The 24459-nt window shown below is 64.8% G+C and carries 23 protein-coding genes; 15 read left to right on the top strand and 8 right to left on the bottom strand.

The features are described 5' to 3' along the window. Positions 1 to 275 precede the first annotated feature (275 nt). The 4 genes from JQ635_RS37050 (at position 276) to JQ635_RS37035 (ending at position 5453) form a co-directional block, all read left to right on the top strand. Entirely contained in the window at positions 276 to 1781 is a 1506-nt protein-coding gene (locus JQ635_RS37050; RefSeq protein ID WP_211414704.1) for a M81 family metallopeptidase, read from the top strand. Positions 1782 to 1795: 14 nt separating this feature from the next. Beyond that, positions 1796 to 2959: a M20 aminoacylase family protein gene (locus tag JQ635_RS37045; protein WP_211414703.1), complete on the top strand. Its 1164-nt coding sequence runs from the start codon at positions 1796 to 1798 to the stop codon at positions 2957 to 2959. A gap of 2 nt (positions 2960 to 2961) precedes the next feature. Then, the gene (locus JQ635_RS37040; RefSeq protein WP_211414702.1) at positions 2962 to 4383 is read left to right on the top strand and encodes an amidase; all 1422 of its coding nucleotides are present in this window, start codon (positions 2962 to 2964) and stop codon (positions 4381 to 4383) included. Positions 4384 to 4562: 179 nt separating this feature from the next. Then, positions 4563 to 5453: a crotonase/enoyl-CoA hydratase family protein gene (locus JQ635_RS37035; RefSeq protein ID WP_211414701.1), complete on the top strand. Its 891-nt coding sequence runs from the start codon at positions 4563 to 4565 to the stop codon at positions 5451 to 5453. A 118-nt stretch (positions 5454 to 5571) separates the two neighbouring features. On the opposite strand, the gene JQ635_RS37030 is transcribed toward JQ635_RS37035, so the two are convergent. The 3 genes from JQ635_RS37030 to JQ635_RS37020 form a co-directional block, all read right to left on the bottom strand. After that, positions 5572 to 6549 (bottom strand): NADPH:quinone oxidoreductase family protein, encoded by a 978-nt coding sequence (locus JQ635_RS37030; protein ID WP_211414700.1) that lies wholly within the window; start codon positions 6547 to 6549, stop codon positions 5572 to 5574. Next, the gene (locus JQ635_RS37025; RefSeq protein WP_211414699.1) at positions 6549 to 7157 is read right to left on the bottom strand and encodes a 2-hydroxychromene-2-carboxylate isomerase; all 609 of its coding nucleotides are present in this window, start codon (positions 7155 to 7157) and stop codon (positions 6549 to 6551) included. Before JQ635_RS37025 ends, JQ635_RS37030 begins: the two co-directional genes overlap by 1 nt. A 134-nt stretch (positions 7158 to 7291) precedes the next feature. Beyond that, complete coding sequence (locus tag JQ635_RS37020; RefSeq protein WP_211414698.1) at positions 7292 to 7993, bottom strand: glutathione S-transferase N-terminal domain-containing protein; 702 nt, start codon at positions 7991 to 7993, stop codon at positions 7292 to 7294. 134 nt (positions 7994 to 8127) lie between these two features. Here JQ635_RS37020 and JQ635_RS37015 point away from each other — a divergent pair, with 134 nt between their 5' ends. Together JQ635_RS37015 and JQ635_RS37010 are read left to right on the top strand one after the other, a co-directional pair. Further along, positions 8128 to 9150, top strand: a complete 1023-nt coding sequence (locus JQ635_RS37015; RefSeq protein ID WP_211414697.1) for a methionine synthase — start codon at positions 8128 to 8130, stop codon at positions 9148 to 9150. After that, positions 9147 to 9380, top strand: coding sequence for a hypothetical protein (locus JQ635_RS37010; RefSeq protein WP_246584019.1), 234 nt, complete (start codon positions 9147 to 9149; stop codon positions 9378 to 9380). The genes JQ635_RS37015 and JQ635_RS37010 overlap by 4 nt, the downstream gene beginning before the upstream one ends. Here JQ635_RS37010 and JQ635_RS37005 read toward each other — a convergent pair. The 3 genes from JQ635_RS37005 to JQ635_RS36995 form a co-directional block, all read right to left on the bottom strand. Beyond that, the gene (locus JQ635_RS37005) at positions 9377 to 9994 is read right to left on the bottom strand and encodes a hypothetical protein (RefSeq protein ID WP_211414696.1); all 618 of its coding nucleotides are present in this window, start codon (positions 9992 to 9994) and stop codon (positions 9377 to 9379) included. The genes JQ635_RS37010 and JQ635_RS37005 overlap by 4 nt on opposite strands. A gap of 108 nt (positions 9995 to 10102) precedes the next feature. Next, positions 10103 to 10630, bottom strand: a complete 528-nt coding sequence (gene gpt / locus JQ635_RS37000) for a xanthine phosphoribosyltransferase (protein ID WP_211414695.1) — start codon at positions 10628 to 10630, stop codon at positions 10103 to 10105. A gap of 38 nt (positions 10631 to 10668) precedes the next feature. Next, entirely contained in the window at positions 10669 to 11406 is a 738-nt protein-coding gene (locus JQ635_RS36995) for a competence/damage-inducible protein A (RefSeq protein ID WP_211414694.1), read from the bottom strand. 222 nt (positions 11407 to 11628) lie between these two features. Between JQ635_RS36995 and JQ635_RS36990 the strand changes: the two genes are divergently transcribed. The 7 genes from JQ635_RS36990 to JQ635_RS36960 all read left to right on the top strand — a co-directional run bounded on the left by JQ635_RS36990 (position 11629) and on the right by JQ635_RS36960 (position 18317). Next, complete coding sequence (locus tag JQ635_RS36990) at positions 11629 to 13047, top strand: circularly permuted type 2 ATP-grasp protein (protein WP_211414693.1); 1419 nt, start codon at positions 11629 to 11631, stop codon at positions 13045 to 13047. A 4-nt stretch (positions 13048 to 13051) separates the two neighbouring features. After that, on the top strand, positions 13052 to 13996 hold the full coding sequence (locus JQ635_RS36985; RefSeq protein WP_018647008.1) for an alpha-E domain-containing protein: 945 nt from the start codon (positions 13052 to 13054) through the stop codon (positions 13994 to 13996). Between the two features lie 60 nt (positions 13997 to 14056). Further along, positions 14057 to 14899 carry a transglutaminase family protein gene (locus JQ635_RS36980; protein WP_211414692.1) on the top strand — a complete coding sequence of 281 codons (843 nt, stop codon included), beginning with the start codon at positions 14057 to 14059 and terminating at the stop codon, positions 14897 to 14899. Between the two features lie 160 nt (positions 14900 to 15059). Then, entirely contained in the window at positions 15060 to 16199 is a 1140-nt protein-coding gene (locus tag JQ635_RS36975; protein ID WP_246584018.1) for an acyl-CoA dehydrogenase family protein, read from the top strand. A gap of 55 nt (positions 16200 to 16254) precedes the next feature. Beyond that, on the top strand, positions 16255 to 16662 hold the full coding sequence (locus JQ635_RS36970) for a carboxymuconolactone decarboxylase family protein (protein WP_211414690.1): 408 nt from the start codon (positions 16255 to 16257) through the stop codon (positions 16660 to 16662). A gap of 111 nt (positions 16663 to 16773) precedes the next feature. Further along, the gene (locus JQ635_RS36965; RefSeq protein ID WP_057740901.1) at positions 16774 to 17532 is read left to right on the top strand and encodes a proteasome-type protease; all 759 of its coding nucleotides are present in this window, start codon (positions 16774 to 16776) and stop codon (positions 17530 to 17532) included. 26 nt (positions 17533 to 17558) lie between these two features. Continuing rightward, positions 17559 to 18317 (top strand): SDR family oxidoreductase, encoded by a 759-nt coding sequence (locus tag JQ635_RS36960; RefSeq protein ID WP_211414689.1) that lies wholly within the window; start codon positions 17559 to 17561, stop codon positions 18315 to 18317. Positions 18318 to 18469: 152 nt separating this feature from the next. Here JQ635_RS36960 and JQ635_RS36955 read toward each other — a convergent pair whose 3' ends face one another. Continuing rightward, the gene (locus JQ635_RS36955) at positions 18470 to 19708 is read right to left on the bottom strand and encodes an MFS transporter (RefSeq protein ID WP_211414688.1); all 1239 of its coding nucleotides are present in this window, start codon (positions 19706 to 19708) and stop codon (positions 18470 to 18472) included. 160 nt (positions 19709 to 19868) lie between these two features. Here JQ635_RS36955 and JQ635_RS36950 point away from each other — a divergent pair, with 160 nt between their 5' ends. Continuing rightward, positions 19869 to 21119 (top strand): NupC/NupG family nucleoside CNT transporter, encoded by a 1251-nt coding sequence (locus JQ635_RS36950; protein ID WP_211414687.1) that lies wholly within the window; start codon positions 19869 to 19871, stop codon positions 21117 to 21119. 275 nt (positions 21120 to 21394) lie between these two features. Here the strand turns inward: JQ635_RS36950 and JQ635_RS36945 are convergent, their stop codons facing one another. After that, positions 21395 to 21922, bottom strand: a complete 528-nt coding sequence (locus JQ635_RS36945; RefSeq protein ID WP_211414686.1) for a cupin domain-containing protein — start codon at positions 21920 to 21922, stop codon at positions 21395 to 21397. Positions 21923 to 22139: 217 nt separating this feature from the next. Here JQ635_RS36945 and JQ635_RS36940 point away from each other — a divergent pair, with 217 nt between their 5' ends. Next, a complete protein-coding gene (locus JQ635_RS36940; RefSeq protein ID WP_211414685.1) occupies positions 22140 to 24266 on the top strand; it encodes a tetratricopeptide repeat protein in 2127 nt (708 codons plus the stop codon). Positions 24267 to 24459: the final 193 nt, after the last annotated feature.

Genomic DNA, 24459 nt, shown 5'->3' with positions numbered 1-24459 from the left:
GCGAAAGCCGGGACCCACCGCGTGATCTATCGACTGCGAGTGGCGCCAGTCCCGAACGACCAGTCTTCGCCAAACTTCTCCCTGGGGTTATGGGTCCCGGCGTGCGCCGGGACGACATCGAGGATGTGGTTGGCGGAGCGGCTCACAACGCTCCACCGCATCCGCAGCATTCCCAAAACGTCTTGACCCTATGCGTGGCGCGATTGCTTCCCGCCTTGCTCTCCTCGCAAAGCCGGGGCTAACGTCGCGCACTCTGATCGACTGGACTGGAATTGATGACACGCATCGCCGTCGGCGGCTTCCTGCACGAGACCAACACGTTCGCCCCGACCAAGGCGACCTTTGCCGACTTCCAGCACGGCGGCGGCTGGCCGGCGATGACTGAAGGTGCGGACGTCCTGAAGGTGATGCGCCGCATCAATGTCGGCCTCGCCGGTTTCGCAGACAGCGCCGAAGCGAATGGCTGGGAACTCATCCCGACCATTGCCTGCGGTGCGAGCCCGTCGGCACATGTCACCAGGGACGCCTTCGAGCGCATCGTGAAGGTGATGGTCGACGGCATCAAAGCCGCCGGCCCGCTCGATGCCGTCTATCTCGACCTGCACGGCGCGATGGTGACCGAACATCTCGACGACGGTGAAGGCGAGATCCTGGCGCGCGTGCGCCGTGTCATCGGCAAGGATGTTCCGCTGGTCGCGAGCCTCGACCTGCACGCCAATGTCACACCCGCAATGATGGAACACGCGGACGCATTGATCGCCTACCGCACCTACCCGCATGTCGACATGGCCGACACCGGCCGCGCCTGCGCAAGGCATCTCGCGCTGCTGCTGAAGACCAAGCAGCGTTTCGCAAAGTCCTTCCGGCAATTGCCGTTCCTGATCGCGATCAGCTGGCAATGCACCAACGACTTTCCCACCAAGGGCATCTACGAGCAACTGGCCGCACTGGAGAGCGATGCGGTTCCGACGCTGTCCTTCGCGCCGGGCTTCCCCGCCGCCGACTTCCGCGATTGCGGCCCGAGCGTGTTCGCCTATGGCAAGACACAAGCCGACGCCGATCGCGCGGCGGATGCGATCGTAAAACTGATCGAAAGCCATGAGGACGATTTCGACGGCAAGATCTGGACGCCCGACGACGGCGTCCGCCATGCCATGGAACTTTCGAAGGGCGCGAGCAAGCCGATCATCATCGCCGACACCCAGGACAATCCCGGCGCCGGCGGCGATTCCGATACCACGGGCATGCTGCGCGCGCTGGTGCGCAACAAGGCGAGCGCGGCGACCGGCGCGATCTACGATCCGGAGTCGGCGAAGGCTGCGCACGAAGCCGGCGTCGGCGCGACCATCACGCTGTCGCTTGGCGGCAAGTCAGGCATTCCCGGCGACGAGCCCTACCGCGAGACGTTTGTGGTCGAAAAGCTCTCCGATGGCCGCTTCATCGCGCCCGGTCCCTATTATGGCGGCCGCGAGATGGAGATGGGTCCTTCCGCAGCCTTGCGCATCGGCGACGTCCGCGTCGTCGTCTCCTCGCACAAGGCGCAGCTCGCCGACCAGGCGATGTACCGCTATGTCGGCATCGAGCCGACGCAGGAGAAGATCCTGGTCAACAAGAGCTCGGTGCATTTCCGCGCCGATTTCGAGCCGATTGCGGAAAAGTTGATGATCTGCGCCGCGCCCGGCGCGATGCCGGCCGACACCGCCTCCCTGCCCTGGACGCGCCTGCGGCCAGGCATCCGCATCAAGCCGAACGGCCCCGTTTTCAATCCTCCTTCACGCTAACCAAACAGGACCACATGCCCACGATCGACCGCATCGACGGCTACGCCGACGAACTCACCGCCATCAGGCGCGACCTTCACGCCCATCCCGAGATCGGCTTCGAGGAGGTGCGCACCTCCGGCATCGTTGCCGACAAGCTGAAGAGCTGGGGCATCGAGGTGCATCGCGGTCTCGGCGGCACCGGCGTGATCGGCGTCATCAAGGGCAAGGGCTCGGGCGGCAAGCGCATCGGCCTGCGCGCGGACATGGACGCGCTGCCGATGGAAGAAAACACCAATCTGAAATGGAGCTCGAAAATCCCCGGCCGATTCCACGGCTGCGGACATGACGGCCACACCACGATGCTGCTCGGCACCGCGCGCTATCTCGCCGAGACCCGGAATTTTGACGGCACCGTGCATCTGATCTTCCAGCCGGCCGAGGAAGGCCTCGGCGGCGCCCGCGCGATGATCAAGGACGGACTGTTCGAGAAGTTCCCCTGCGACGAGCTCTATGGCCTGCACAACGCGCCCGACCTCAACCACGGCGAGATCGCGATCCTGCCCGGCCCGGCGATGGCCAGCGCCGACTTCTTCGACCTCCGCATCACCGGCTACGGCGCGCATGGCGCGATGCCCGAGCGCTCCAAGGACGCGGTGATCATTGCGACCACGCTGGCGCAGGCGATCCAGACCATCGTCAGCCGAAACGTCGAGCCGCTGCAGGCTGCGGTGGTGTCGATCACCCAGATCCATGCGGGTTCCGCCTATAACGTCATTCCGGGCGAAGCGCATCTCTGCGGCACTATCCGTACCTTCTCGAACGAAGTCCGCGCCCTGGTCGCCGAACGCATCCGCACGATCTGCGCCGGCATCGCGGCCGCGTATCAGTGCACCATCGAAGCGGACATCCGCGACACGTTCGGTGTTCTGGTCAACCAGGTCGAGCAGTCCAAGGTGGTCGAGGAGGTCGCGCGCACCATCGTCGACCCCGCCAACGTGATCACCCGTGCCCAGCCGAAGATGGGCAGCGAGGATTTCGCCGACATGCTGGAGACCATTCCCGGCGCCTATTTCTGGGTCGGCCATGACGGCTCGGTGCCCGTGCACAATCCCGGCTTCGTGCTCGACGACAAGATCCTGCCGATCGGCGCCAGCATGTTCGCCCGGATCATCGAGACCCGTATGCCGGTAGGTTAGCAATGCATAAGAAGAGTCCTGAGGAAGCGGTCACCTCGCTGCACGATCTGTCCGCGGTCGATCTGATCGCGGGCTATCGGGCAAAACAGTTCTCGCCGAGCGAGGTGCTGGACGACGTGCTCACGCATGTCGCTGCGTGGGAACCGCATCTGAAGGCGCTCTATGCGTACGACCCCGACGGCGCGCGCGAGGCCGCAAAGGCCTCGACCGCGCGCTGGTCCGGCGGCGAGCCGTCAGGTGCACTCGACGGCGTGCCTGTCACCGTGAAGGACAACATCGCCACCAAGGGCGTGCCGGTGCCGCTGGGCGCAGCCAGCGTCAAGCTGGTGCCGGCAGAGAAGGACGCTCCGCCCGCCGCGCGGCTGCGCGAGGCCGGTGCGGTCATCTTCGCCAAGACCACCATGCCCGATTACGGCATGCTGTCCTCGGGGCTCTCCTCTTTCCACGCGCTCGCGCGCAATCCCTGGGATCTCTCCAAGAATCCCGGCGGCTCCAGCGCCGGCGCTGGCGCCGCTGCCGCGGCCGGCTATGGTCCCCTGCATCTCGGCACCGATATCGGCGGCTCGGTTCGCCTGCCCGCCGGCTGGTGCGGCCTCGTCGGCCTGAAGCCGAGCTTCGGCCGCGTGCCGATCGATCCCACCTATGTCGGCCGCGTCGCAGGTCCCATGACCCGCACCGTCGATGATTGCGCGCTGATGATGAGCGCGATCGCAAAGCCGGACCGACGCGACGGCATGAGCCTGCCGGCCGAACCGCTGAACTGGAAAGGCTTGGAAAAATCTCCGCGAAAACTGCGCATCGGCCTGATGCTCGATCCCGGCTGCGGCCTGGCGCTGGAGAAGCCGGTGCGCGAGGTCGCGGTGAAGGCCGCGAAGGCATTTGAATCCGCGGGCGCAGTCGTGACGGAGGTCGACGGCATCCTCACACGCGAGATGCTCGACGGCCTCGACAATTTCTGGCGCGCACGGATGTGGGACGATCTGTCGAAGTTGACGCCGGCCGAACAGGCAAAGGTGCTGCCCTACATCTTCAAATGGGGCGAGTCCGGCGCAAAACTCTCGGGTGTCGACGTCATCCGCGGTTTCAACCAGACCATGGCGATCCGTGCTGCGGCAGGAAAGCTGTTCTGCGAGCTCGACTATGTGATCTCGCCGACCGCGCCAAATGTGAACTATCCCGCGGAGTGGGCCTCGCCGACCAACGATCCCATGAAGCCGTTCGAGCACATCGCCTATACCGTGCCGTGGAATATGTCGGAGAATCCGGCCGTCTCCGTCAACGGTGGCTTCGATGCCAAGGGTTTTCCCATTGGCGTGCAGATCGTCGGCCGCCGCTTCGACGACATCGGCGTGCTCGGCATGGCCAAGGCCTTCGAGGGCTTGCGCGGCGCGCAGAAGCCCTGGCCCAAGCCGCCGGCCAACTGATCGCACCGTCGTCATTCCGGGTTGCGCCCTCTTGGCGCAAGCCCGGAATCCATTCATCGGCACTACTGGTACGGAAAGATGGATTCTCAGGTACGCAATTGCGCACCGGAGCTCGCGCTTCGCGCGCCCCGGAATGACGTGCTAGAGAGACCGACAAAGAAACAGGGAAGGAAACACCCATGGCGTATGAGACGATCAAATACGAGGTCGCCGAGCAGATCCTCACCATCACGCTGAACCGGCCAGACAAGCTCAACGCCTTCAACGCGCAGATGCAAGGAGAGCTGATCGACGCGTTCGATGCCGCCGACAAGGATGACAACGTCCGCGCCATCATCGTCACCGGCGCCGGCCGCGGCTTTTGCGCGGGCGCGGATCTGTCGTCCGGCGCCGACACCTTCGATCGCGACGCGCGGCGCGGGCCGGTCAAGCGCTTCGCCGACGGCAAGGTCGATTACAGCGATCCGCAGGTGCGCGACGGCGGCGGCCAGGTCACGCTGCGCATCTTCAAGTGCCTCAAGCCCGTCATCGCCGCGGTGAACGGGCCCGCGGTCGGCATCGGCGTCACCATGCAGCTCGCGATGGACATCCGGATCGCCTCGGAGGCAGCGCGCTTCGGCTTCGTTTTCTCCCAGCGCGGCATCGTACCGGAGGCCGCCTCGAGCTGGTTCCTGCCGCGCATCGTCGGCATCTCGCAGGCGCTGGAATGGTGCTATTCGGGCCGCGTCTTCCCGGCGCAGGAGGCGCTTGCCGGCCGTCTCGTCAGCAAGGTCGTGGCTCCCGACGATCTGCTCCCGACCGCTCGCGCATTGGCAAAAGAGTTTGCCGCCAAGACCGCGCCGGTGTCGGTGGCACTGATCCGCCAGATGATGTGGCGCATGATGGGCGCCGACGATCCCATGGAAGCCCACAAGGTCGACAGCCGCGGCATCTACGCCCGCGGCCGCTCCGATGATGTGAAGGAAGGCGTGGTGTCGTTCCTGGAGAAGCGTCCGGCGCAGTTCAAGAACAAGGTGTCAACGGATATGCCGGACTATTTCCCGTGGTGGACGGAGCGGGAATATAAGTGATGCTCTCGTAGGGTGGGCAAAGCGAAGCGTGCCCACGCACTTTTCGCGATCGAGAGAGTTGGTGGGCACGGCGCAAGAGCGCCTTTGCCCACCCTACGGCACCGTCACTACGGCCGCATCACTCCATCACCAGCGCCACGCGCCCGATCGCCTTGCGGTCGATCAACAGCCGCATCGCCTTCGCGTACTCCTCCAGCGGCAGGCGGTGCGAGACGTTGGGGCGCAGCTTGCCCTCCTCCGCCCACTGCAAGAGCGCCTTCAGGCGCACTTCGCCGAGCGCGGGGTTCTTCCGCACCGCTTCGCCCGCGCGCACGCCGAGCACGCTGGCGCCCTTGATCAGCAGCAGGTTGGTCTTGGCCGAACCGATGCCGCCGGTGAAACCGATCACCAGCAGCCGCGCGCCCCAGGCGATGCAGCGCATTGAGTCCTCGAACACTTGGCCACCGACGGGATCGAACACGACGTCGGCGCCACGACCATCCGTGATGCGTTTGACCGCATCGCGAAACGGCTCACGGTCATAGCGCACGAGATGATCGGCGCCACGCGATTTCGCGATCGCAAGCTTCTCGTCGCTGGAGGCCGTCGCGATCACGGTCGCGCCCAGCATCTTGCCGATCTCGACGGCGGCAAGGCCGACGCCGCCGCCGGCGCCGTGCACCAGCAGCACCTCACCCGGCGCGACCCGGCCGCGATCGATCAGTGCATGATAGGCCGTGCCGTGGCCGGCGAGATAGGTCGCAGCTTCGGCGTAGTCAAAGGTCGAGGGCATCGGCGTGAGCTGTGACGGCGTGACCACAGCTTCATCGGTGAAGGCGCCATGGCGCATCTTGACGATGACCTTGTCCCCGACGGCGACGCCCTTCGCCTCCGCGCCCAATTCGGTCACGTCACCGGCAGCTTCCATGCCGGGTGTGAACGGCAGCTCGGGCTTGAGCTGATATTCACCGGCGGCCATCAGCACGTCGGGAAAATTCAAGCCGGCCGCGCGGATCGCGACGCGCACCTCGCCCGGCCCCAGGGCGCGCGATGGAAACTCTTCCAGCAGCAAGCTTTCGGGCGCACCAAGCGCGCGGCAGACGACAGCGCGCACCATCAGGCCGCGCTCGCCTTGCTGCGCATAAGTGCCTCGCGGATCAGTGGCAGGCGGTCGTTGCCGAAATACATGTCGGTCTTGTTGACGAAGATCGTCGGCGAGCCGAAGCCGCCGCGCGCCACGACCTCTTCGGTGTTGGCCTTGAGCTGGTCCTTGATGCCCTGCTCGGAGATGCCGGCAAGGAATCTCTGCTCGTTGATACCGACCTTCCTGCAGATCTCGGCGAGCACCGCGTCCTGCGAGATGTCCTTGTCCTCACCCCAATAGGTCTCGAACACGGCGGTCGCGAACGGCACCATGTCCTTTCCGAGCCAGATGCAGCCGCGCATCGCCTTGACGCTGTTCACCGGAAACACCGTCGGCGGCATCTTGATCGACAGGCCCGCGGAGCGCGCCCAATCGGCGAGATCCTTTTTCATATATCGCGCCTTCAGCGGCACCGGCGTCTCGCGCTGCGCATAGACGCTCGGATTGACCGTGTTGAAGATGCCGCCGACCAGGATCGGCCGCCAGGTGATCTCAGTGCCAAGCTCTTTGGCCAGCGGCTGGATGTTGTGAAAGGCGAGATAGGTCCAGGGGCTGGAGCAGTCGAAGAAGAATTCGATCATGGCGTTTCCTTGTGTCTTGTTTCTCTCGATCTCTCCCCCGTCATTGCGAGCGAAGCGAAGCAATCCAGACTGATTCCGCGGAAAGACTCTGGATTGCTTCGCTTCGCTCGCAATGACGAGGAGGGAGCGGAGGCCTACCTCTTTCCCAACACTTCCTTCGCACGCTGGCCGAACATGATCTTGCGTGATTCCTCGTCGAACGGCTCTTTCACGAATTTGCCGATCGCAAGCCCCGCCTGCACCTGCGGCCGCGCGCGCACCTCGGCGTACCAGCGCTTCACGCTCGGATAATCGTCGAGCGTAAAGCCTTGCGCCTTGTGGGTCATGGTCCAGGGGAAACAGGCGATGTCGGCGATGGAATAGTCGCCGGCGACATAGGCGCCGGTCTTGGCGAGCTGCCGGTCGAGCACGCCGTAGAGCCGCGCGGCCTCGTCGCGATAGCGCTCGATCGCGTAGGGGATCTTCTCGGCCGCATAGAGCGCGAAATGACCGTGCTGGCCGAGCATCGGCCCGAGCCCCGCCATCTGCCACATCACCCACTGGATAGTGGTGGAGCGCCCGCGCAAATCGGTCGGCAGCAAGCGACCGGTCTTCTCCGCCAGATAGATCAGGATCGCGCCGGTCTCGAACGCCGAGAACGGCGCGCCGCCATCGGCGGGCTCATGATCGACGATCGCGGGAATGCGGTTGTTTGGGCTGACTGCCAGAAACTCTGGGCCGAACTGCTCGCCGGCGCGGATGTTCACGGGGATCACCTTATAGGGGAGCCCGAGTTCCTCCAGCATGATCGAGATTTTCCAGCCGTTCGGCGTCGGTGCGTAATAGAGGTCGATCATGACCCGTCCCTTGGCCTTTCCTCTGGGCCTTCCCTGTCGCCGCCGCTGGAATAGAGAGCGACTTTCGTTGTTCTGTACCTCGACGTTAGGACATGGCAGGAAGGGGCGCAACTGAACCTGCCGGGAGGGCCGCCATGCTGTTTCCAACCACGATCGCCGGCTCCCTGCCGAAGCCGGAATGGCTCGCCGAGCCCAACATGCTGTGGGCGCCCTGGAAGTCTCAGGGCGACGAACTTGCCCGCGCCAAGCGCGACGCGACGCTGATCTGGCTGAAGGTCCAGGAGGACGCCGGCATCGATATCGTCACCGAGGGCGAGCAGGCCCGGCAGCATTTCGTGCACGGTTTTCTGGAGAAGATCGAGGGCATCGATTTCGCCCACAAGGTCGAGATGGGCATTCGCAAGGACCGCTACAAGGCGATGGTGCCGCAGGTGGTCGCGCCGCTTCGACTGAAGGGCCGCGTCCATGCCTTTGAGGCGCGCGTCGCGCGCACGCACACGAAGAAACAGCTGAAATTCACCCTGCCCGGCCCGATGACCATCATCGACACCATTGCCGACCGTTACTATGGCGATCGGGTCAAGATGGCGTTCGCCTTCGCCGAGCTGCTGAATGAGGAGGCAAAAGCGCTGCAAGCCGACGGCGTCGATCTCGTGCAGTTCGATGAGCCCGCGTTCAACGTCTACATGGACGAGGTCAACGACTGGGGCATCAAGGCGCTGGAGCGCGCCGCGCAGGGCCTCACCTGCGCAACCGCCGTGCACATCTGCTACGGCTACGGCATCAAGGCCAATACGGACTGGAAGGAGACGCTCGGCGCGCAATGGCGGCAATACGAGCAGATCTTCCCCGCGATCGATGCCAGCCCGATCCAGCAGGTCGCGATCGAGTGCCGCAATTCGAAGGTGCCGCTGGACCTGCTCGCGCTGCTCAAGACCAAGATCGTGCAGGCCGGCGTGATCGACGTCGCCAGCGATACGGTCGAGACCGCCGAGGACGTCGTCAAGGTGATCGAGGCCGTGTCGAAATTCGTGCCGAAGAGCAACATCATCGCCACCACCAATTGCGGCATGGCGCCGATGCGGCGCGAGATCGCCGAAGCCAAGCTGATGGCGCTCGGTGCGGGCGCGGCGCTGGCGCGCGAGAAGCTGGGATGATGGCGGTACGCGTCGCCTGCATCGTCGCCGTGCTGGTGGTCGCCGTATTGCCGGCGAGCGCGGAGGACCGCTCGGTGCTTGTCAATTGCAAGGCGACGGTGGAGCGCGCATCGAAAAGTGCGACTGCCGTAAGCGAAGCCGAGTTGACCCGCTGCCGCCAGGTGATCCGGGAATGGGCGCTGCGCGATGCGCGGATGACCGTCGACGAACTGGGGCGGCCTATACGCTAGCGCGAGGCCGTCGGATGCAGCACGGGCTGATATCCGGCGATGATCGCACGCAGCGTGGACGGCGGCGTCAGCAACATCGGACGATCGAGGGCGCGCGCATGCGGGGCGTAGCCCGCGAACGACCACAGCAGCGCCCTGCCCTGCATCACAAGAAAGCTCTCGGCGCCCTGCTGCACCATTGCGCCATCGGGCAATTGCGCGAGCGGCATCGGCAATTCATGCAGGCGTTTCTTACCGCGATCGAGTCGCTCGCGATGCAGGACGGCATCCATTGCCTTCGCACTCACACTGCTCACGCCATTGCCCTTCTCCCACGCTGCGCGAAAGCGCCTGGCATCGTCGCGCCGACAGAAGAAGCAGGGCCGGTGTCCCGCCGCGAAGGCCGTCGCTTCGTCGAGGAAGAACAGCTCGGTCCAGCTCCGCCGCGCCATCACCGGCCGCCGCCAGCCGCGGAATTCACACAGGCAGGTGATCCATGCCGGCGTCGACCAACGCTTGTTCAACAGCGTCTTCGTGGAGGGATCGTGAATGATGCCGCGGTTGCCGGTGAAGAGGCCGCGATGTGGCGTCGCGATGATCTCACCGCTCGGCGTGACGCGGTTTTGCAGGGGCATGGTGGCTTACTCAACTGCCGTCATTCCGGGATGGTCCGCAAAGACCAGACCCGGAATCTCGAGATTCCGGGTTCGATGCTTCGCATCGCCCCGGAATGACTCCATGCCTCACGCCGCGCCGTCGCGCAGCGGCGGGTGGTAGGACAGCGCGGTGTCCCAGGGGAAGAAGATCCAGGTGTCCTGCGACACCTCGGTGATGAAGGTGTCGACCAGCGGGCGTCCCATCGGCTTGGCATAGACGGTGGCGAAATGCGCATCGGGCAGCATCTCGCGCACCAGCCTGCCGGTCTTGCCGGTGTCGACGAGGTCGTCGACGATCAAAAGCCCCTTGCCGGTACCGTTGCCGAGCTTCATGGCAGCCTCGGAAATGCCCTTGAGGACCTGGAGCTCGCCCTGCTTGTTATGGTCGTAGCTGGCGATGCAGACCGTATCGATGACGCGCACGCCGAGCTCGCGCGCGACAATCGCGGCCGGCACCAGGCCGCCGCGGGTGATCGCGATCACCGCATGGAACGGTCCGACCTCGTTGAGCCGCCAGGTCAGCGCCCGGCAATCCCGGTGGAACTGGTCCCAAGACACCGGGAAGGCCTTGCCAGCCTTCTCCTGCGCATTCAGTTCCGGTGCTTCACCAGCCATCGCCTTTCTCCTGCCAATCCTCTTCCGGCAATTCCCTGCTAGCGGGTGATGTTCAATCCTGCCAGCATTTCCTTCACCGCCGCCATCGCAGCCGACAGCTTATCCGCATCGCGCGAGCGCACCACCAGGTTGGTGTTCGGCTTCTGCTCTTCGTCCATGAAGGGATAGCTGCCGATGATGGTGTCGGGATGGGCGGCGGCGATCGCCCGCAGCGGGCTGCCGATGTCGCCCTCCCGCGCATTGGCGCGAACCGATTCGGAGAGCATGCGCACGCCCGATTTCAGCTTGGGCGAGACGATGTCCATCATCGCCTGCATGATCGAGGGCACGCCGGCCATCACGATGACATTGCCGATCTTGAAGCCGGGTGCGAGGATGGTGGCGCTCTGGATCAGCTCGGCGCCGTCGGGGATGCGGGCCATGCGCAGGCGGGCCTCGTTGAGGTCCTGCTCGCTCCAGCGCTCGCGAAAGCGGGCGACCACCTCCGGGTGGTGATCGATGCCGACGCCAAAGGCCTTGGCGACGCTGTCGGCGGTGATGTCGTCATGGGTCGGCCCGATGCCGCCGGTGGTGAAGACGTAGTTGTAGCGATGCCGCAGTGCATCCAATGCGGCGATGATGTCGGCTTCGTCGTCGGAGACAACCCGGACTTCCTTCAGGTCGATGCCGATATTGGTCAGGTATTCGGCGATGAAGCCGATATTCTTGTCCTTGGTCCGGCCGGACAGGATTTCATCCCCGATGACCAGAATGCCCGCCGTGACGATCTCGCTCATAAACTCTGTCCCTCACCTGTGGCGCCGACTTTGCCGAGGTAACGCGTTGAAGTCACGCGGTTTTGCTGCCGAAATAAGCAGTCCTCAGCCATTTTTTCAGGCAAGCCGCCGGTCATCCCCGGTAAATCCTGCCAGTCCATGCTTATCGCGCTGGCCCGGCCCTTGCTACCACATGAAAGTCATGCACTGTTGACGCATGGCCACGGAGAACAGTCGGGATCTATGGCAGTCGCGTTTGATGAAATGAATATTCCCGGTGGGGACCTTCGCCCCGCCTATCAGGAGCTGGCACGCTGGCTCAAGGAGACGCCTCCCGAGGCGCTCGAATATCGCCGCCAGGAGGCCGAACTCCTGTTCCGCCGGATCGGCATCACCTTCGCCGTCTATGGCGATTCCGAATCCACTGAGCGCCTGATTCCCTTCGACGTGATCCCCAGGATCATGTCCGGCAAGGAATGGGCGCTGCTGGAGAAGGGCCTGAAGCAGCGCGTGCGCGCACTCAACATGTTCCTGCGCGACATCTATCACGGCCGCGACATTCTCCGCGCCGAGGTCGTGCCCGACGATCTGATCTTCCAGAACCCGGTCTTCCGCCCCGAGATGAACGGCCAGCAGGTGCCGCACGACGTCTACGTGCACATCGCCGGCATTGACATCGTCCGGGTCGACGCCGAGGACTTCATCGTGCTGGAGGACAATGCGCGCACGCCCTCGGGCGTGTCCTACATGCTGGAAAACCGCGAGATCATGATGCGGTTGTTTCCGGACCTGTTCGCCCGTCACAGGGTGGCGCCGGTGGAGCGCTATCCGGACGAGCTGCTCGCGGCCTTGCGCTCGGTGGCGCCGCAAAGCGCCTCGGGCGAGCCGACGGTCGCCCTGCTCACGCCGGGTGTCTATAACTCCGCCTATTACGAGCACTCGTTCCTGGCCGACAAGCTCGGTATCGAGCTGGTCGAGGGCCGCGACCTCATCGTCAAGAACAACGAAGTGTTCATGCGGACGACCGAGGGCGTGAAGCGGGTCGACGTGATCTATCGCCGCGTCGACGACGACTTCCTCGATCCCCTCACCTTCCGCCCCGACTCCGTGCTCGGCGTGCCCGGACTGATGTCGGCCTATGCGGCCGGCAACATCACGCTCGCCAACGCCGTCGGCACCGGCATCGCCGATGACAAGGCGATCTACTCCTACATGCCGGACATCGTGAAATTCTATCTCGGCGAGGAGCCGATCCTGAAGAACGTGCCGACCTGGCGCTGCCGCGAGCCGAAGGACCTCGCCTATGTGCTGGACAATCTCGGCGAGCTCGTCGTCAAGGAGGTGCACGGCTCCGGCGGCTACGGCATGCTGATCGGCCCGGCCGCGACCAAAGCGACGATCGAAGCCTTCCGCGAAAAGCTCAAGCGCGAGCCGGAAGGTTTTATCGCCCAGCCGACGCTGGCGCTGTCGACCTGCCCGACTTGCACGGCCTCGGGCCTTGCGCCGCGTCACGTCGACCTTCGCCCCTTCGTGCTCACCGGCAGCAAGAGCACCACGATCGTGCCGGGCGGGCTGACCCGCGTCGCGCTGAAGGAAGGCTCCCTGGTGGTGAATTCGAGCCAGGGCGGCGGCACCAAAGACACCTGGATTTTGGACGAGTAGTCAGATGCTGTCGCGTACCGCCGAAAACCTCTACTGGCTCGCCCGCTACGTCGAACGGGCCGAGTATCTCGCACGCACCATCGATGCGACGCTGCGCGTCACCGCGCTTCCCGCCGCCTATATCGGCAAGACCAACGAATGGGACTCGGCGCTACTTACCGCCGGCGTCGCCGCGAGCTTCTATCAGGCCTATGAGGAAGCCAACGAGCACAACGTCGTCGAGTACCTCTCGTTCTCGGCGAACAACCCGTCCTCGATCAGGAACTGCATCGAGGCGGCGCGGCTGAACTCGCGCTCGGTGCGCACTGCGCTCACCAGCGAGATGTGGGACACCATCAACTCGGCCTGGATCGAGCTCCAGGCGGTCTGGAGCAAGGGCACCTCCACGCGCGAGGACCTCGCCAAATTCCTGCGCTTCGTGCAGGAGACCTCGCTGCGCTTCGACGGCTCGGCCTACCGGACCATGCTGCGCAACGACGCCTACTGGTTCTCGCGCATGGGCGTGCACCTCGAGCGCGCCGACAACACCGCCCGCATCCTCGACGTGAAGTACCATGTGCTCTTGCCCGAGGAAGAGCATGTCGGCGGACCGCTCGACTTCTACCAGTGGAGCTCGATCCTGCGCTCGGTCTCGGCGCTGACGGCCTATCACTGGGTCTATCGCGAGACGCTGAAGCCGTGGCTGATTGCGGATCTCCTGATCCTCAACGACACGCTGCCGCGCTCGCTGGCCAGCTGTTACGGCAATCTCGTGCGCAATCTCGACCAGATCGGCGTCGCCTATGGCCGCCAGGGTCCGGCCCAGCGCCACGCCCGCGGCATCCGCAACCGGCTGGAACACAGCAATATGAACGACATTTTCCAGCATGGCGTGCATGAATTCATTCAGGAATTCATCGCTGATAATTCCAGGCTGGGCGAAATCATCACGAAGCAGTATTTGATCTGATACACGCAGTCGTCCCGGGGCGCCCGAAGGGCGGCCCCGGCATGACGGAATCGAAACACCATGCGCCTGCGAATCCAGCACACCACGACCTATCGCTACGAGCCGCCGGCCACCAGCGTGATCCAGATCCTGCGCATGACGCCGTGCAGCCATGACGGACAATATGTGGCGGAGTGGCAGATCGACGTCTCCACGGACACCAAGCTCGACACCCATGAGGACGCCTTCGGCAACGTCACCCACGTGCTGTCCTGCGGACCCGTCGGCGACATCAAGATCACCGCCGAGGGGCTGATCGAGACCCACGACACCGGCGGCGTGCTGCGCGGCGCCGACGAGCGCTTTCCGGCCGTCATGTTCTTGCGCGCCACCGATCTCACCTCGGTTAATCCCGCGATGGCGGCGGTCGCACGGCAGCTCCGCAGCGAGGCCGAGAGCGACACGCTCGGCTTCCTGCACGCGCTGATGAGCGAGATCAGCGACCACATGACCTTCGACGAGGACCCGACCAACAGCGGCACCTCGGCGGCGGAAGCGTTCACGCTCAAGCGCGGCGTCTGCCAGGACTACGCGCATATCTTCATCGCCTGCGCCCGCACCGGCGGCGTGCCGGCGCGCTTCGTCTCCGGCCACTTTTTGCGCTCCGACGGCACGGTGCACCAGGATGCCGGCCACGCCTGGGCGGAGGCGTTTGTCCCCGATCTCGGCTGGGTCGGCTTCGATCCCGCCAACTGCATCTGCACCACCGATGCGCATGTCCGCGTCGCCATCGGGCTCGACTATCTCGGCGCCGCCCCCGTGCGCGGCACCCGCTATGGCGGCGGCGCGGAAACGCTGACGGTGGCGGTCAAGGTCGAGCAGGCCGGCCGCGGCGGGCAATCGCAGTCCCAGCGCCAGAGCTAGCAGCGTTACAGCCGTAACCGACGACCGCCGCGTTGAAACCGCGCCGTAGCACTGACTGTTCAACCTCCCTTGCGATCCGTTCCCGCAACAGAGGTTGAGACAGATGCGGCTTCAAGAAAGACTCAGCGATCACTTCGCACTGCGCGCCCCCCAGAAAGCCATGCTTATGGGCATCCGGGAATTGGCACCCGAGATCACGGCACGCACCGCCGAGATCGAAGCTGCACGCCGCCTCCCGCCCGACCTCGTCGAGCGGCTGCGATCGATCGGGATCTTTCGCATGTTCGTCCCGCGGAGCCATAGCGGGCTGGAGCTCGATTTTCCCGATGGCGTCGAGGTCATCAAGGCACTGACCCGTCTCGACGGCTCGGTCGGCTGGACCGCGATTGTCGCCGGCGTCGGCAGCCTGTTCGCTGCGGCGGCACGCCCTGAACTGTATCAGCAAATGTATCAGGACGGTCCTGACGTCGCGATCTGCGGCTCGTCCCAACCGGCAGGTACGGCGGAGCGCGTGTCGGGCGGCTATCGCGTCAAGGGCCGCTGGCCGTTCGCCAGCTCCTGCATGCATGCCGACTGGATCGGCGGATTCTGCATCATCACCGAGAATGGCAAGCCGGTCCCCGGCCCGCACGGCATGCCTCAGATTGGCGCCGTCGCCTTGCCGGCGCGCGAATGGGACCTCGAGGACACCTGGCACGCGGCCGGGCTCAAGGGCACCGGCAGCCATCACATCGCGCTGCGGGAGAGGCTGGTTCCCGAAACCAATGTCTTCGATCTCGAGACTCCCCCTCGCATGTCCGGTCCGCTCTATCAGGCATTGCGGCAATGGCTGCCAGTGGCGCACGGCGCATTCTCGGTGGGCCTCGCCGAAGGCGTGGTCGATGACCTGCTCGCGCTGGCACACACCGGGCGGCAACAATTATATGCGACCACCCCGATGCGGGAGTCCGAGACCTTCCAGTACGAGCTTGGCCGGATTTCCGCCGACCTCCGGGCTGCGCAGGCCTTTCAAGAGGTCCAGGTCGCAAGCCATTGGCGCCACGCGCTGGCCGGCACGCTGAACGACGAAGACCTCGTGATCGAGGGGGCGAGATCCGCGATCTGGCTCGCCACGACCTGCGTCGGCATCGCGGATGCGTGCTTTGCGCTGGCGGGAAGCAGCGCGGTCTACGACACTTCGCCGCTGCAGCGGCGCCTGCGCGACCTTCACGTCGGAGCGCAGCACGCCCATGCGCAGCAAAGGCAATATGTCGACGTCGGCAGACTGGCCTTGCGCCGCTCGACTGAGCATGCCGTCTGACCGCGTGAGCCGTGCTACACTCGCGGGATCAGACCCGACCCTGCGAGGCCCCCCCATGGCGACCGTAAAGCTGCTTTCGGACGACGAACTCTCCAGCGAGGCGCGCGCCGTTTTCGACGACATCCGCAGGGTGCGGCAATCGGATTTCGTCAACAATTTCTGGCGCGCGCTGGCGCATGATCCGAAGACACTGCGGCGGACCTGGGAAAGCCTCAAGGAGGTGATGGCGCCCGGGGCGCTCGATCCCAAGGTCAAGGAGATGCTCTATGTCGCGGTTTCCGTGGCGCATGGCTGCAGCTACTGCATCCATTCCCACACCGCGAGCGCCCGGGCCAAGGGCATGACCGCGGCCGAGTATGGAGAGCTGCTCGCCATCGTCGGCATGGCGGCGGAAACGAACCGGCTGGTCACGGCGCTCGGCGTTCCCGTCGACGAGGCGTTTCTCATTGATGCTGCGGATTGAGGTGGGCCACCGCCGCGCCGCGGAATGACGACCTCCCCGCGGGAATCGGGGGTTGGAGCGGCCCCTGAAATTCGCTAGTAATTCCGCGCAAACGCGTTCGGGGACTGGATAATGACCTATTGCTGCGGAATCCTGGTTCGGGACGGTCTGGTGATGATCGCCGATACCCGCACCAATGCCGGTCTCGACAACGTCTCGACCTTCCGCAAGCTGCATATCTTCTCCAAGCCCGGCGACCGCATCATGGCGATCGCCAGCGCCGGCAACCTGGCCATCAGCCAGTCGGTGCTGTCGACGCTGACCGAAGGCCTCGAGGACCCCAATACGGGCGAGATCGAGACGCTGATGAACGCGCCGACCATGTTCCAGGCCGCCCAGCGCATCGGCCGGGCGATCCGGGCCGTGCATGCGACCGAAGGGCCGGCGCTGAAGTCCGAGGACGTCTCCTTCGACGTCTCCTTCCTGTTCGGCGGCCAGATCAAGGGCGCCCGCATGCGCCTGTTCATGGTCTACACCGCCGGCAATTTCATCGAATGCACCACCGACACGCCGTACTTGCAGATCGGCGAGCACAAATACGGCAAGCCGGTGCTCGACCGCGCCATGCATTACGATGTCGAGCTCTACGAGGCGCTGAAGACCGGCCTGATCTCGATGGACTCGACCATGCGGTCCAATCTTGGCGTCGGCCTGCCGATCGACGTGCTGGTGGTGCGCACGGACGCCTGCGAGGCCGATCTCAATCACCGCATCGAGGCGGGCGAGCCCTACTTCCACGATCTGCGCTCGCGCTGGTCGGCGGCCTTGCGCGCCGCGCACCAGAACATCCCGCGCCCGCCTTACAAGAACGAAAAAGAACCCAAAACCTGACAACTTAAGAGAAAAGGCAGGAAACGATGAGTGAAGCGAAAAAGATCGCAGTGGTGACGGGCGCCGGCACCGGTGTCGGGCGCGCGGCGTCGCTGGCGCTGATGAACGCCGGCTTCACCGTAGTGCTGGTCGGACGCCGCATGGAGATGCTCGAGGAAACCGCAAAGCTCGGCCCCGCGGGCAAAAGCCTCTGCGTCACCGCCGACATGACCAAGCCGGACTCGATCGCCGCGCTGTTCGACAAGGTGAAGGCGACCTATGGCCGCCTCGACGTGCTCTTCAACAATGCCGGCATGGGCGCGCCCGCGGTGAACTTCGAGGACCTCAGCCTCGAGCAGTGGCAGGCGGTGGTGAACACCAACCTCACCGGCCCGTTCCTGTGCACCCAGCACGCCTTCCGCATCATGAAGGACCAGACCCCACGCGGCGGCCGCATCATCAACAACGGCTCGATCTCGGCGCATGCGCCGCGGCCGTTCTCGGCGGCCTACACCTCGACCAAGCACGCCATCACCGGCCTCACCAAGGCCAGCAACCTCGACGGCCGCATGTATGATATCGCGGTCGGCCAGGTCGACATCGGCAATGCGGCAACGCCGATGACCGATCGCATGGTCAACGGCCCCGGCGTGCTGCAGCCCGACGGCACCACCAAGCACGAGCCGCGCATGGACGCGAAGGCGGTCGGCGATGCCGTGGCCTACATGGCCGGCCTGCCGCTCGATGCCAACGTGCTGACGATGACGGTGATGGCCACCAAGATGCCGTTCGTGGGTCGGGGCTAACCGATCGTGTGCCCCGGACGCTGTGCGGCATGAAATGACGCGCTGCTGAGCCGGGGCCCATCTCTCTCCCGCGTCACTCGCGGTGACGTGGGTCCCGGCTCAGCGGCGCATCGCTTGCGCGCTGCGCCGCGTCCGGGACACGAGACCTCCCGTCACTCCAGACTCTCCACCTGCCGCAGGGTCGGAAACAGCTTCATCCAGAGCAGCGCCACCGCCACGGTGCAGACGCCGCCCAGCACCGCCGCCGGCATCGTGCCGAACAGGGCGGCCGTGAGGCCGCTCTCGAACTGGCCGAGTTGGTTCGAGGCGTTGATGAAGAGGAAATTCACCGCGCCGACACGGCCGCGCATCTCGTCCGGGGTCGAGAGCTGCACCAGCGAGAAGCGGATCACGACGCTGATCGTGTCGGCCGCGCCGAGGATCGCGAGCGAGAGCACCGACAGCCACATCCAGGACGACAGCGCGAACACGATCGTTGCGACGCCGAACACGATCACGGCCTGGAACATGCGCAGGCCGACATGCCGCGAGATGGCATGGCGCGCCAGCACCATGGTCATCAGGAGCGCGCCAACCGCAGGCGCCGCACGGAGCACGCCGAGGCCCACCGGGCCGGTCTGGAGGATGTCACGGGCATAGATCGGCAACAGCGCGGTGACGCCGCCGAACAGCACCGCGAACAGGTCGAGCGAGATGGTACCGAGGATCGCGGGATTGCTGCGGATGAAGCGGACGCCGGCAAAGATATTGTCCGCGTCGTCCATGTCCTTGGCGACCGCCTGCGGCCGCGGCCGGATGAACCCGGTCAGGATCATCCCAAGAATCCAGAACACCAGCATCACGGCATAGGCGAGATGCGGCGCGATCGCGTAGGCGAAGCCGCCGAGCGCAGGACCGGTGATGGTTGCGACCTGCCCCGCACCGCTCGCGACGGCCGTCGCGCGCTGGAGCGATCCCTGCGGCGCGATCAGCGGCAGCAGCGCCGCGGTCGTCGGGCTCTCGAACGCGCCGGCAATGCCAAGCACGAAGGTCGCGATGAAGATCTGCACCTCGCTGACCGCGCCGAGATAGGTGATGACGCCGAGATAAAGCGCGGTCAGGGCTTCCACGAGCTGGCAGAGCTGGACCACACGCTTGCGCTCAAAACGGTCGGCGGCGTGGCCGGCAACGAACACCAGGAGCGCGGTGGGCAGGAACTGCACGAGCCCGACCATGCCGAGGTCGAAGGCCGAGCCGGTGAGATCGTAGATTTGCCATCCGATCGCAACCGCCGCGATCTGGCTGGAAAAGCGCGATAGGCTGCGCGAGAGCAGGAAGTACAGGAAGGCGCGGTGGGCGAGGAGCACGCCGGCGCTGACCGGCGGATTTTGGGATCTTCGCTGCTCTGGCATCGCCTCTTCGGTCACCTCGGACTGTCCGCCCCCTTGATCTGATGGGCCTCCGCGTGGCTGAGGCGGACCCGCTTGTCAACAAGGAGCCGCTTCCGTCGTCCGTCGGCATTGCCTTTGCAACGCATGCGCGGCCATAATCATTGGGGGTTTTGGGGACATCATGCTTCGGCTGCAATCTGCACTCGGCATTTTCGCATTGCTGTTGATCGCCTTCGCGCTGGCAGAGAATCGCCGCGCGGTCTCGCTGCGCCAGGCGGCGATCGGCCTCGCCGCGACCTTCGTCACCGCGGGCGTGCTGCTGAAGCTGCCGGTCGTCGCGCATGCCTTCGGCGCCATCAACGACGCGGTCGGAGCCATCTCCGCGGCTTCGCGCGCCGGCTCCTCCTTCGTGTTCGGCTATATCGGCGGCGGCACCCTGCCCTTCGACCTGAAGGTGCCCGGTGCGGACTTCATCCTGGCGTTCCAGGCGCTGCCGATCGTGCTGGTCATGAGCGTGCTGACGACGTTGCTGTTCTATTGGCGCGTGCTGCCGCCGATCGTGCGCGGCATGGCCTGGCTGCTGGAGCGGACGCTCGGCGTCGGCGGCGCGGTCGGGCTATCGACCGCGGCCAACATCTTCCTCGGCATGGTGGAGGCGCCGCTGTTCGTGCGGCCGTATCTGGCCCAGATGACGCGCAGCGAATTGTTCCTGGTGATGACCGGGGGCATGGCCGGCATCGCCGGCACGGTGCTGGTGCTGTATGCGACGCTGCTGGCGCCGCTGATCCCCGACGCGGCCGCGCATTTCGTCATCGCCTCCGTGCTGGGCGCGCCGGCGGCGATCCTCGTCAGCCTGATCATGGTGCCCGAAACCTCGGACAAGCGCACCGGCGGCGCGCTGGAGGATCCGGAGATGGAGGTCTCCAGCACGATGGACGCGATCGTGAAGGGCACCGGCGCAGGGCTCGAGCTGCTGCTCAACATCGTCGCCATGCTGCTGGTGCTGGTGGCGCTGGTCTATCTCGTCAACGCCATCCTCGGCCTGTTGCCAAACATCGGCGGCGCCGCGATCTCGCTGCAGCGTCTGCTGGGCCTCGTCATGGCGCCGGTGTGCTGGCTGATGGGATTGCCGTGGGACCAGGCGGTGACCGCCGGCAGCCTGATGGGCACCAAGACCGTGCTCAACGAATTGATCGCCTATGTCGATTTCTCAAAGCTGCCGCCCGATACGCTCGATCCGCGCTCGCGCCTGATCATGCTCTACGCCATGTGCGGCTTCGCCAATTTCGCGAGCCTCGGCATCATGATCGGCGGCCTGGGGGTGATGGCGCCGGAGCGGCGCGAGGAGATCAACGCACTGGGGCTGAAGTCGATCGTATCAGGCACGCTGACGACGTGTCTGATGGGGGCGGTGGTCGGGGTGTTGGCGTGACGCCGTAGCCCGGATGAGCGTAGCGATATCCGGGACCTCGTGCCTCGTCGCTTGCGGTGCCCCGGATGTCGCTGCGCTCATCCGGGCTACGAGGCTGGCGAAGGTCTCTCCGCTCGTCATTCCGGGGCGCCGCAAAGCGGCGAGCTACGGTGCGCAATTGCGCACCTGAGAATCCATTGGGCCACAACACAAGCGGAGAAATGGATTCCGCGCTCGATGCTTCGCATCGCCCCGGAATGACGGCGGAGAGCTATAAGGCGCGACTGCGCGTCAACCTACGCCTTCAACTCCACCGTCTTGAACTCCGCCGGCAGGATCACCTCCAGCAGCTCCACGTCGTCCGAATAGTCCAGGATCATGTGCTTGATCTTCGGTGGCTGGGTCCAGGCGCTGCCTTCTTTCATTAAGGTCTCGCCCTGCCCGTCCATGTAGGTCTTCACCCAGCCCTTGAGCACGTAGACCATCTGGAATTCGACGTCGTGGAAGTGCAGCTTCGAGACCTCCGCCGGATTGCAGGGGCCTTGCAGGCGGATCACATGCGCCTGCGCCAGGCCATGGGTTGCATCGGCAATGCCGAGGTCGCGATACTTCGCGTAGGCGCGCAGGCCGTCGGCCTTGAAGTCTTCCTCGCGGTGATGGCTGATCGCGATGCGCTGCCTGGGGCGTGCGGGCTTCTTCGGTGCGGCCGTGCGCGCCTTTGCCTTCACCGCCTTGCGTGCCGAGGATCGTGCCGCCACCTTGGTGCCGCTCCGCTTCTTCACGGCAGTCTTGGTTGCGGGTCTTGATGCCTTTTGCTTGGCCATTGTCTGCCTCCCTGATCTGAGCCGCGTCCGCCGGACGGGGACCGCCCGACGGCAGATTAGCCAGTCCTGGACCAGGCAGCAATTGCGGCTTGGGCCAGCAAACGCGATGAGCCGACCGTTCGTAGCTTGTCCGAAGCTGTCGTACCGATCGACCGTCGTCTCGTATTCGTTCCCCCGCCGACTTAATCTCACGCAAGAGATTCTGGGGGATTGATTCATGAGCAACAGCGTAGGTCAGCGTGCATTTCACAATGCCCGGCTTCAAAAGCGACAGAAAGCCGAAGTGCTGCCATTGCTCGGGCTGGCTCTCCAGTTGCACAAGCAAGGGCTTCTCCCCGAAGCCCGGGCTGGCTATCGCCAGGTCCTGCAGCTCGACCCCAACCAGTTCATCGCGCTGCATATGTTCGGCAGTTTGGAGTCTGATACCAAGAACTATCAGGAAGCCGAAATTCTGCTGAGCCGGGCGGTTGCCGTGGATCCGAAATCTGCCGACGCTCACATGAGCCGAGGCATCGCGTTGAACAAGCTACGACGTCACGATGAGGCCCGCGAGAGCTATCGCAGGGCCCTCGCCCTGCGCCCCAACTTCGCCGTAGCCCTGTCCAATCTCGGCAACGCGAGCGTGCCCCTCGATCTTCAGCAAGCGCTCGAGTGCTACGACAAGGCGCTCGCAATCGACGGAAACCTTGCTGAAGCCCACAACGGCCGGGGTTGGGTGCTCTGCCGTCTGCGCCATTATGACGAGGCCATCGCAAGCCTGAACCGCGCGCTAGCGATCAAGCCCGGCTATGCCTCGGCGCTGGCGAACCGCGCCATCGTATTGCAGGAGCTTCTGCGATTTGACGAAGCCATGGCGGATTGCAATCAGGCCATCGCCCTGGCGCCCGACGACATGAGCGGGTGGTTCGGGCGCGCCAGCGTCTGGCTCCAACTCCAGCAAATGGCCGAAGCGTTGCACGATAGCGAGAAAGCTATCGCGCTCGATCCCGAAGCCGCTCAAGCTCATTTGGTCCGGGGCGTTTGCCTCTCCGCACTTGGGCGGGTCGACGAAGCCCTGGCCAGTTACGACAGAGCGCTCGAGATCGAGCCTAACTTCTCGAGCGCGATCTCCAACAAGATATTCACGCTCGATTTCGCGGCGGATGCCAGCGTTGAGCAGCATCAGCAAGCGCGGCAAGTCTGGTGGGAGCGGATCGGCTCGACATTGGTTTCAGAAGCGGCGGGCCCCCACGACAACAGCCGCGATCCGGATCGCCGTCTGGTGCTTGGCTATGTCTCAGCGGACTTCAACGCGCATTCGGCCGCGTTCATCTTCAAGCCGGTCCTGCAATACCATGACCGGACACAGTTCGAGGTCGTGTGCTACTCCTGCTCGTCGAAAGTGGATCCGGCGACCGCCGAATTTCAAAAGATCGCCGATCGCTGGCGCGACGCCTCGCAATGGAGCGACGATCGCCTCGCCAGTCAGATCCGCGCCGATGGCGTCGATATCCTGATTGATCTGTCCGGCCACACCAAGGGAAACCGCCTCGGCGTGTTTGCGCGCAAGCCGGCGCCGATCCAGGCCCATGGCTGGGGTCACGGCACCGGCACCGGATTGCCGACGATCGACTATCTGTTCTCGGATCCGGTCGCGATTCCTTCCGCGGTCCGGCATCTGTTTGCGGAAACCGTTGTCGATCTGCCGTGCTTTGTGACGCTGGAGCCACTGCCGCTCGAGCTTGCGCAGACGTCGACGCCGGCGATCTCGAACGGCTTCGTCACATTCGGCGTATTCAACCGCATCAGCAAGATTTCGGATCAGGCCGCGCAGGCCTGGTCCCGGATTCTCGAGCGGGTGCCGGGGTCGCGACTGCTGATCAAGGATGTTGCGCTGGACGATCAACTGGTCCGCGACAATCTGCTGGCACGGCTTGCAGCTTGCGGCGTGCCGGCCGAACGCGTCGAACTGCTCGGAACCACCTTGCGCATCGATCATCTGGCAGCGTTCACGCGCGTCGATATCGCCCTCGACCCGTTCCCGCAGAATGGTGGCGTGAGCACCTTGGAAGCCTTGCAGATGGGCGTGCCCGTGGTGGCGAAGCTCGGAAACAGTCTGCCCAGCCGTGCCGCCGGCTCCATCCTCTCCGCGCTTGGCCTGCCGGACTGGGTGACGGACAGCGAGGAGGCCTATGTCGACATCGCGGTGAGCCGTGCGGCTGATCTGGGCGACCTCGACAAGTTGCGCAGCGAGTTGCCCGGACAGGTCAGGGCTGCGGCCGCCTGCAACCCGGTCGCCTACGCGCAAGCGGTGGACGAGGCCTATCGCGCAATGTGGAAGCGCTATTGCAGCGGCGACGCCTGATCGCGTGTTCGTGGGCAAAGCGACTTGTCCGCCGTAGCCCGGAGCGCGAAGGCGGAAGCGTGCCCACCATTGTCGCGGAGAGTTTGGTGGGCACCGCGCGCAAGTGCGCGCCTTTGCCCACCCTCATATGGGGATTTTTGAGTCAAGGCTTTTCGATTGGCTTGGGTGAGGTCGGGGAAGTGCGAGGGCGGCG

Source organism: Bradyrhizobium iriomotense, from assembly GCF_018130765.1.
Classification (GTDB): domain Bacteria; phylum Pseudomonadota; class Alphaproteobacteria; order Rhizobiales; family Xanthobacteraceae; genus Bradyrhizobium; species Bradyrhizobium iriomotense_A.
Note: the sequence above shows the minus strand (reverse complement) of the source record. Positions and strands in the feature narration are given on the sequence as shown.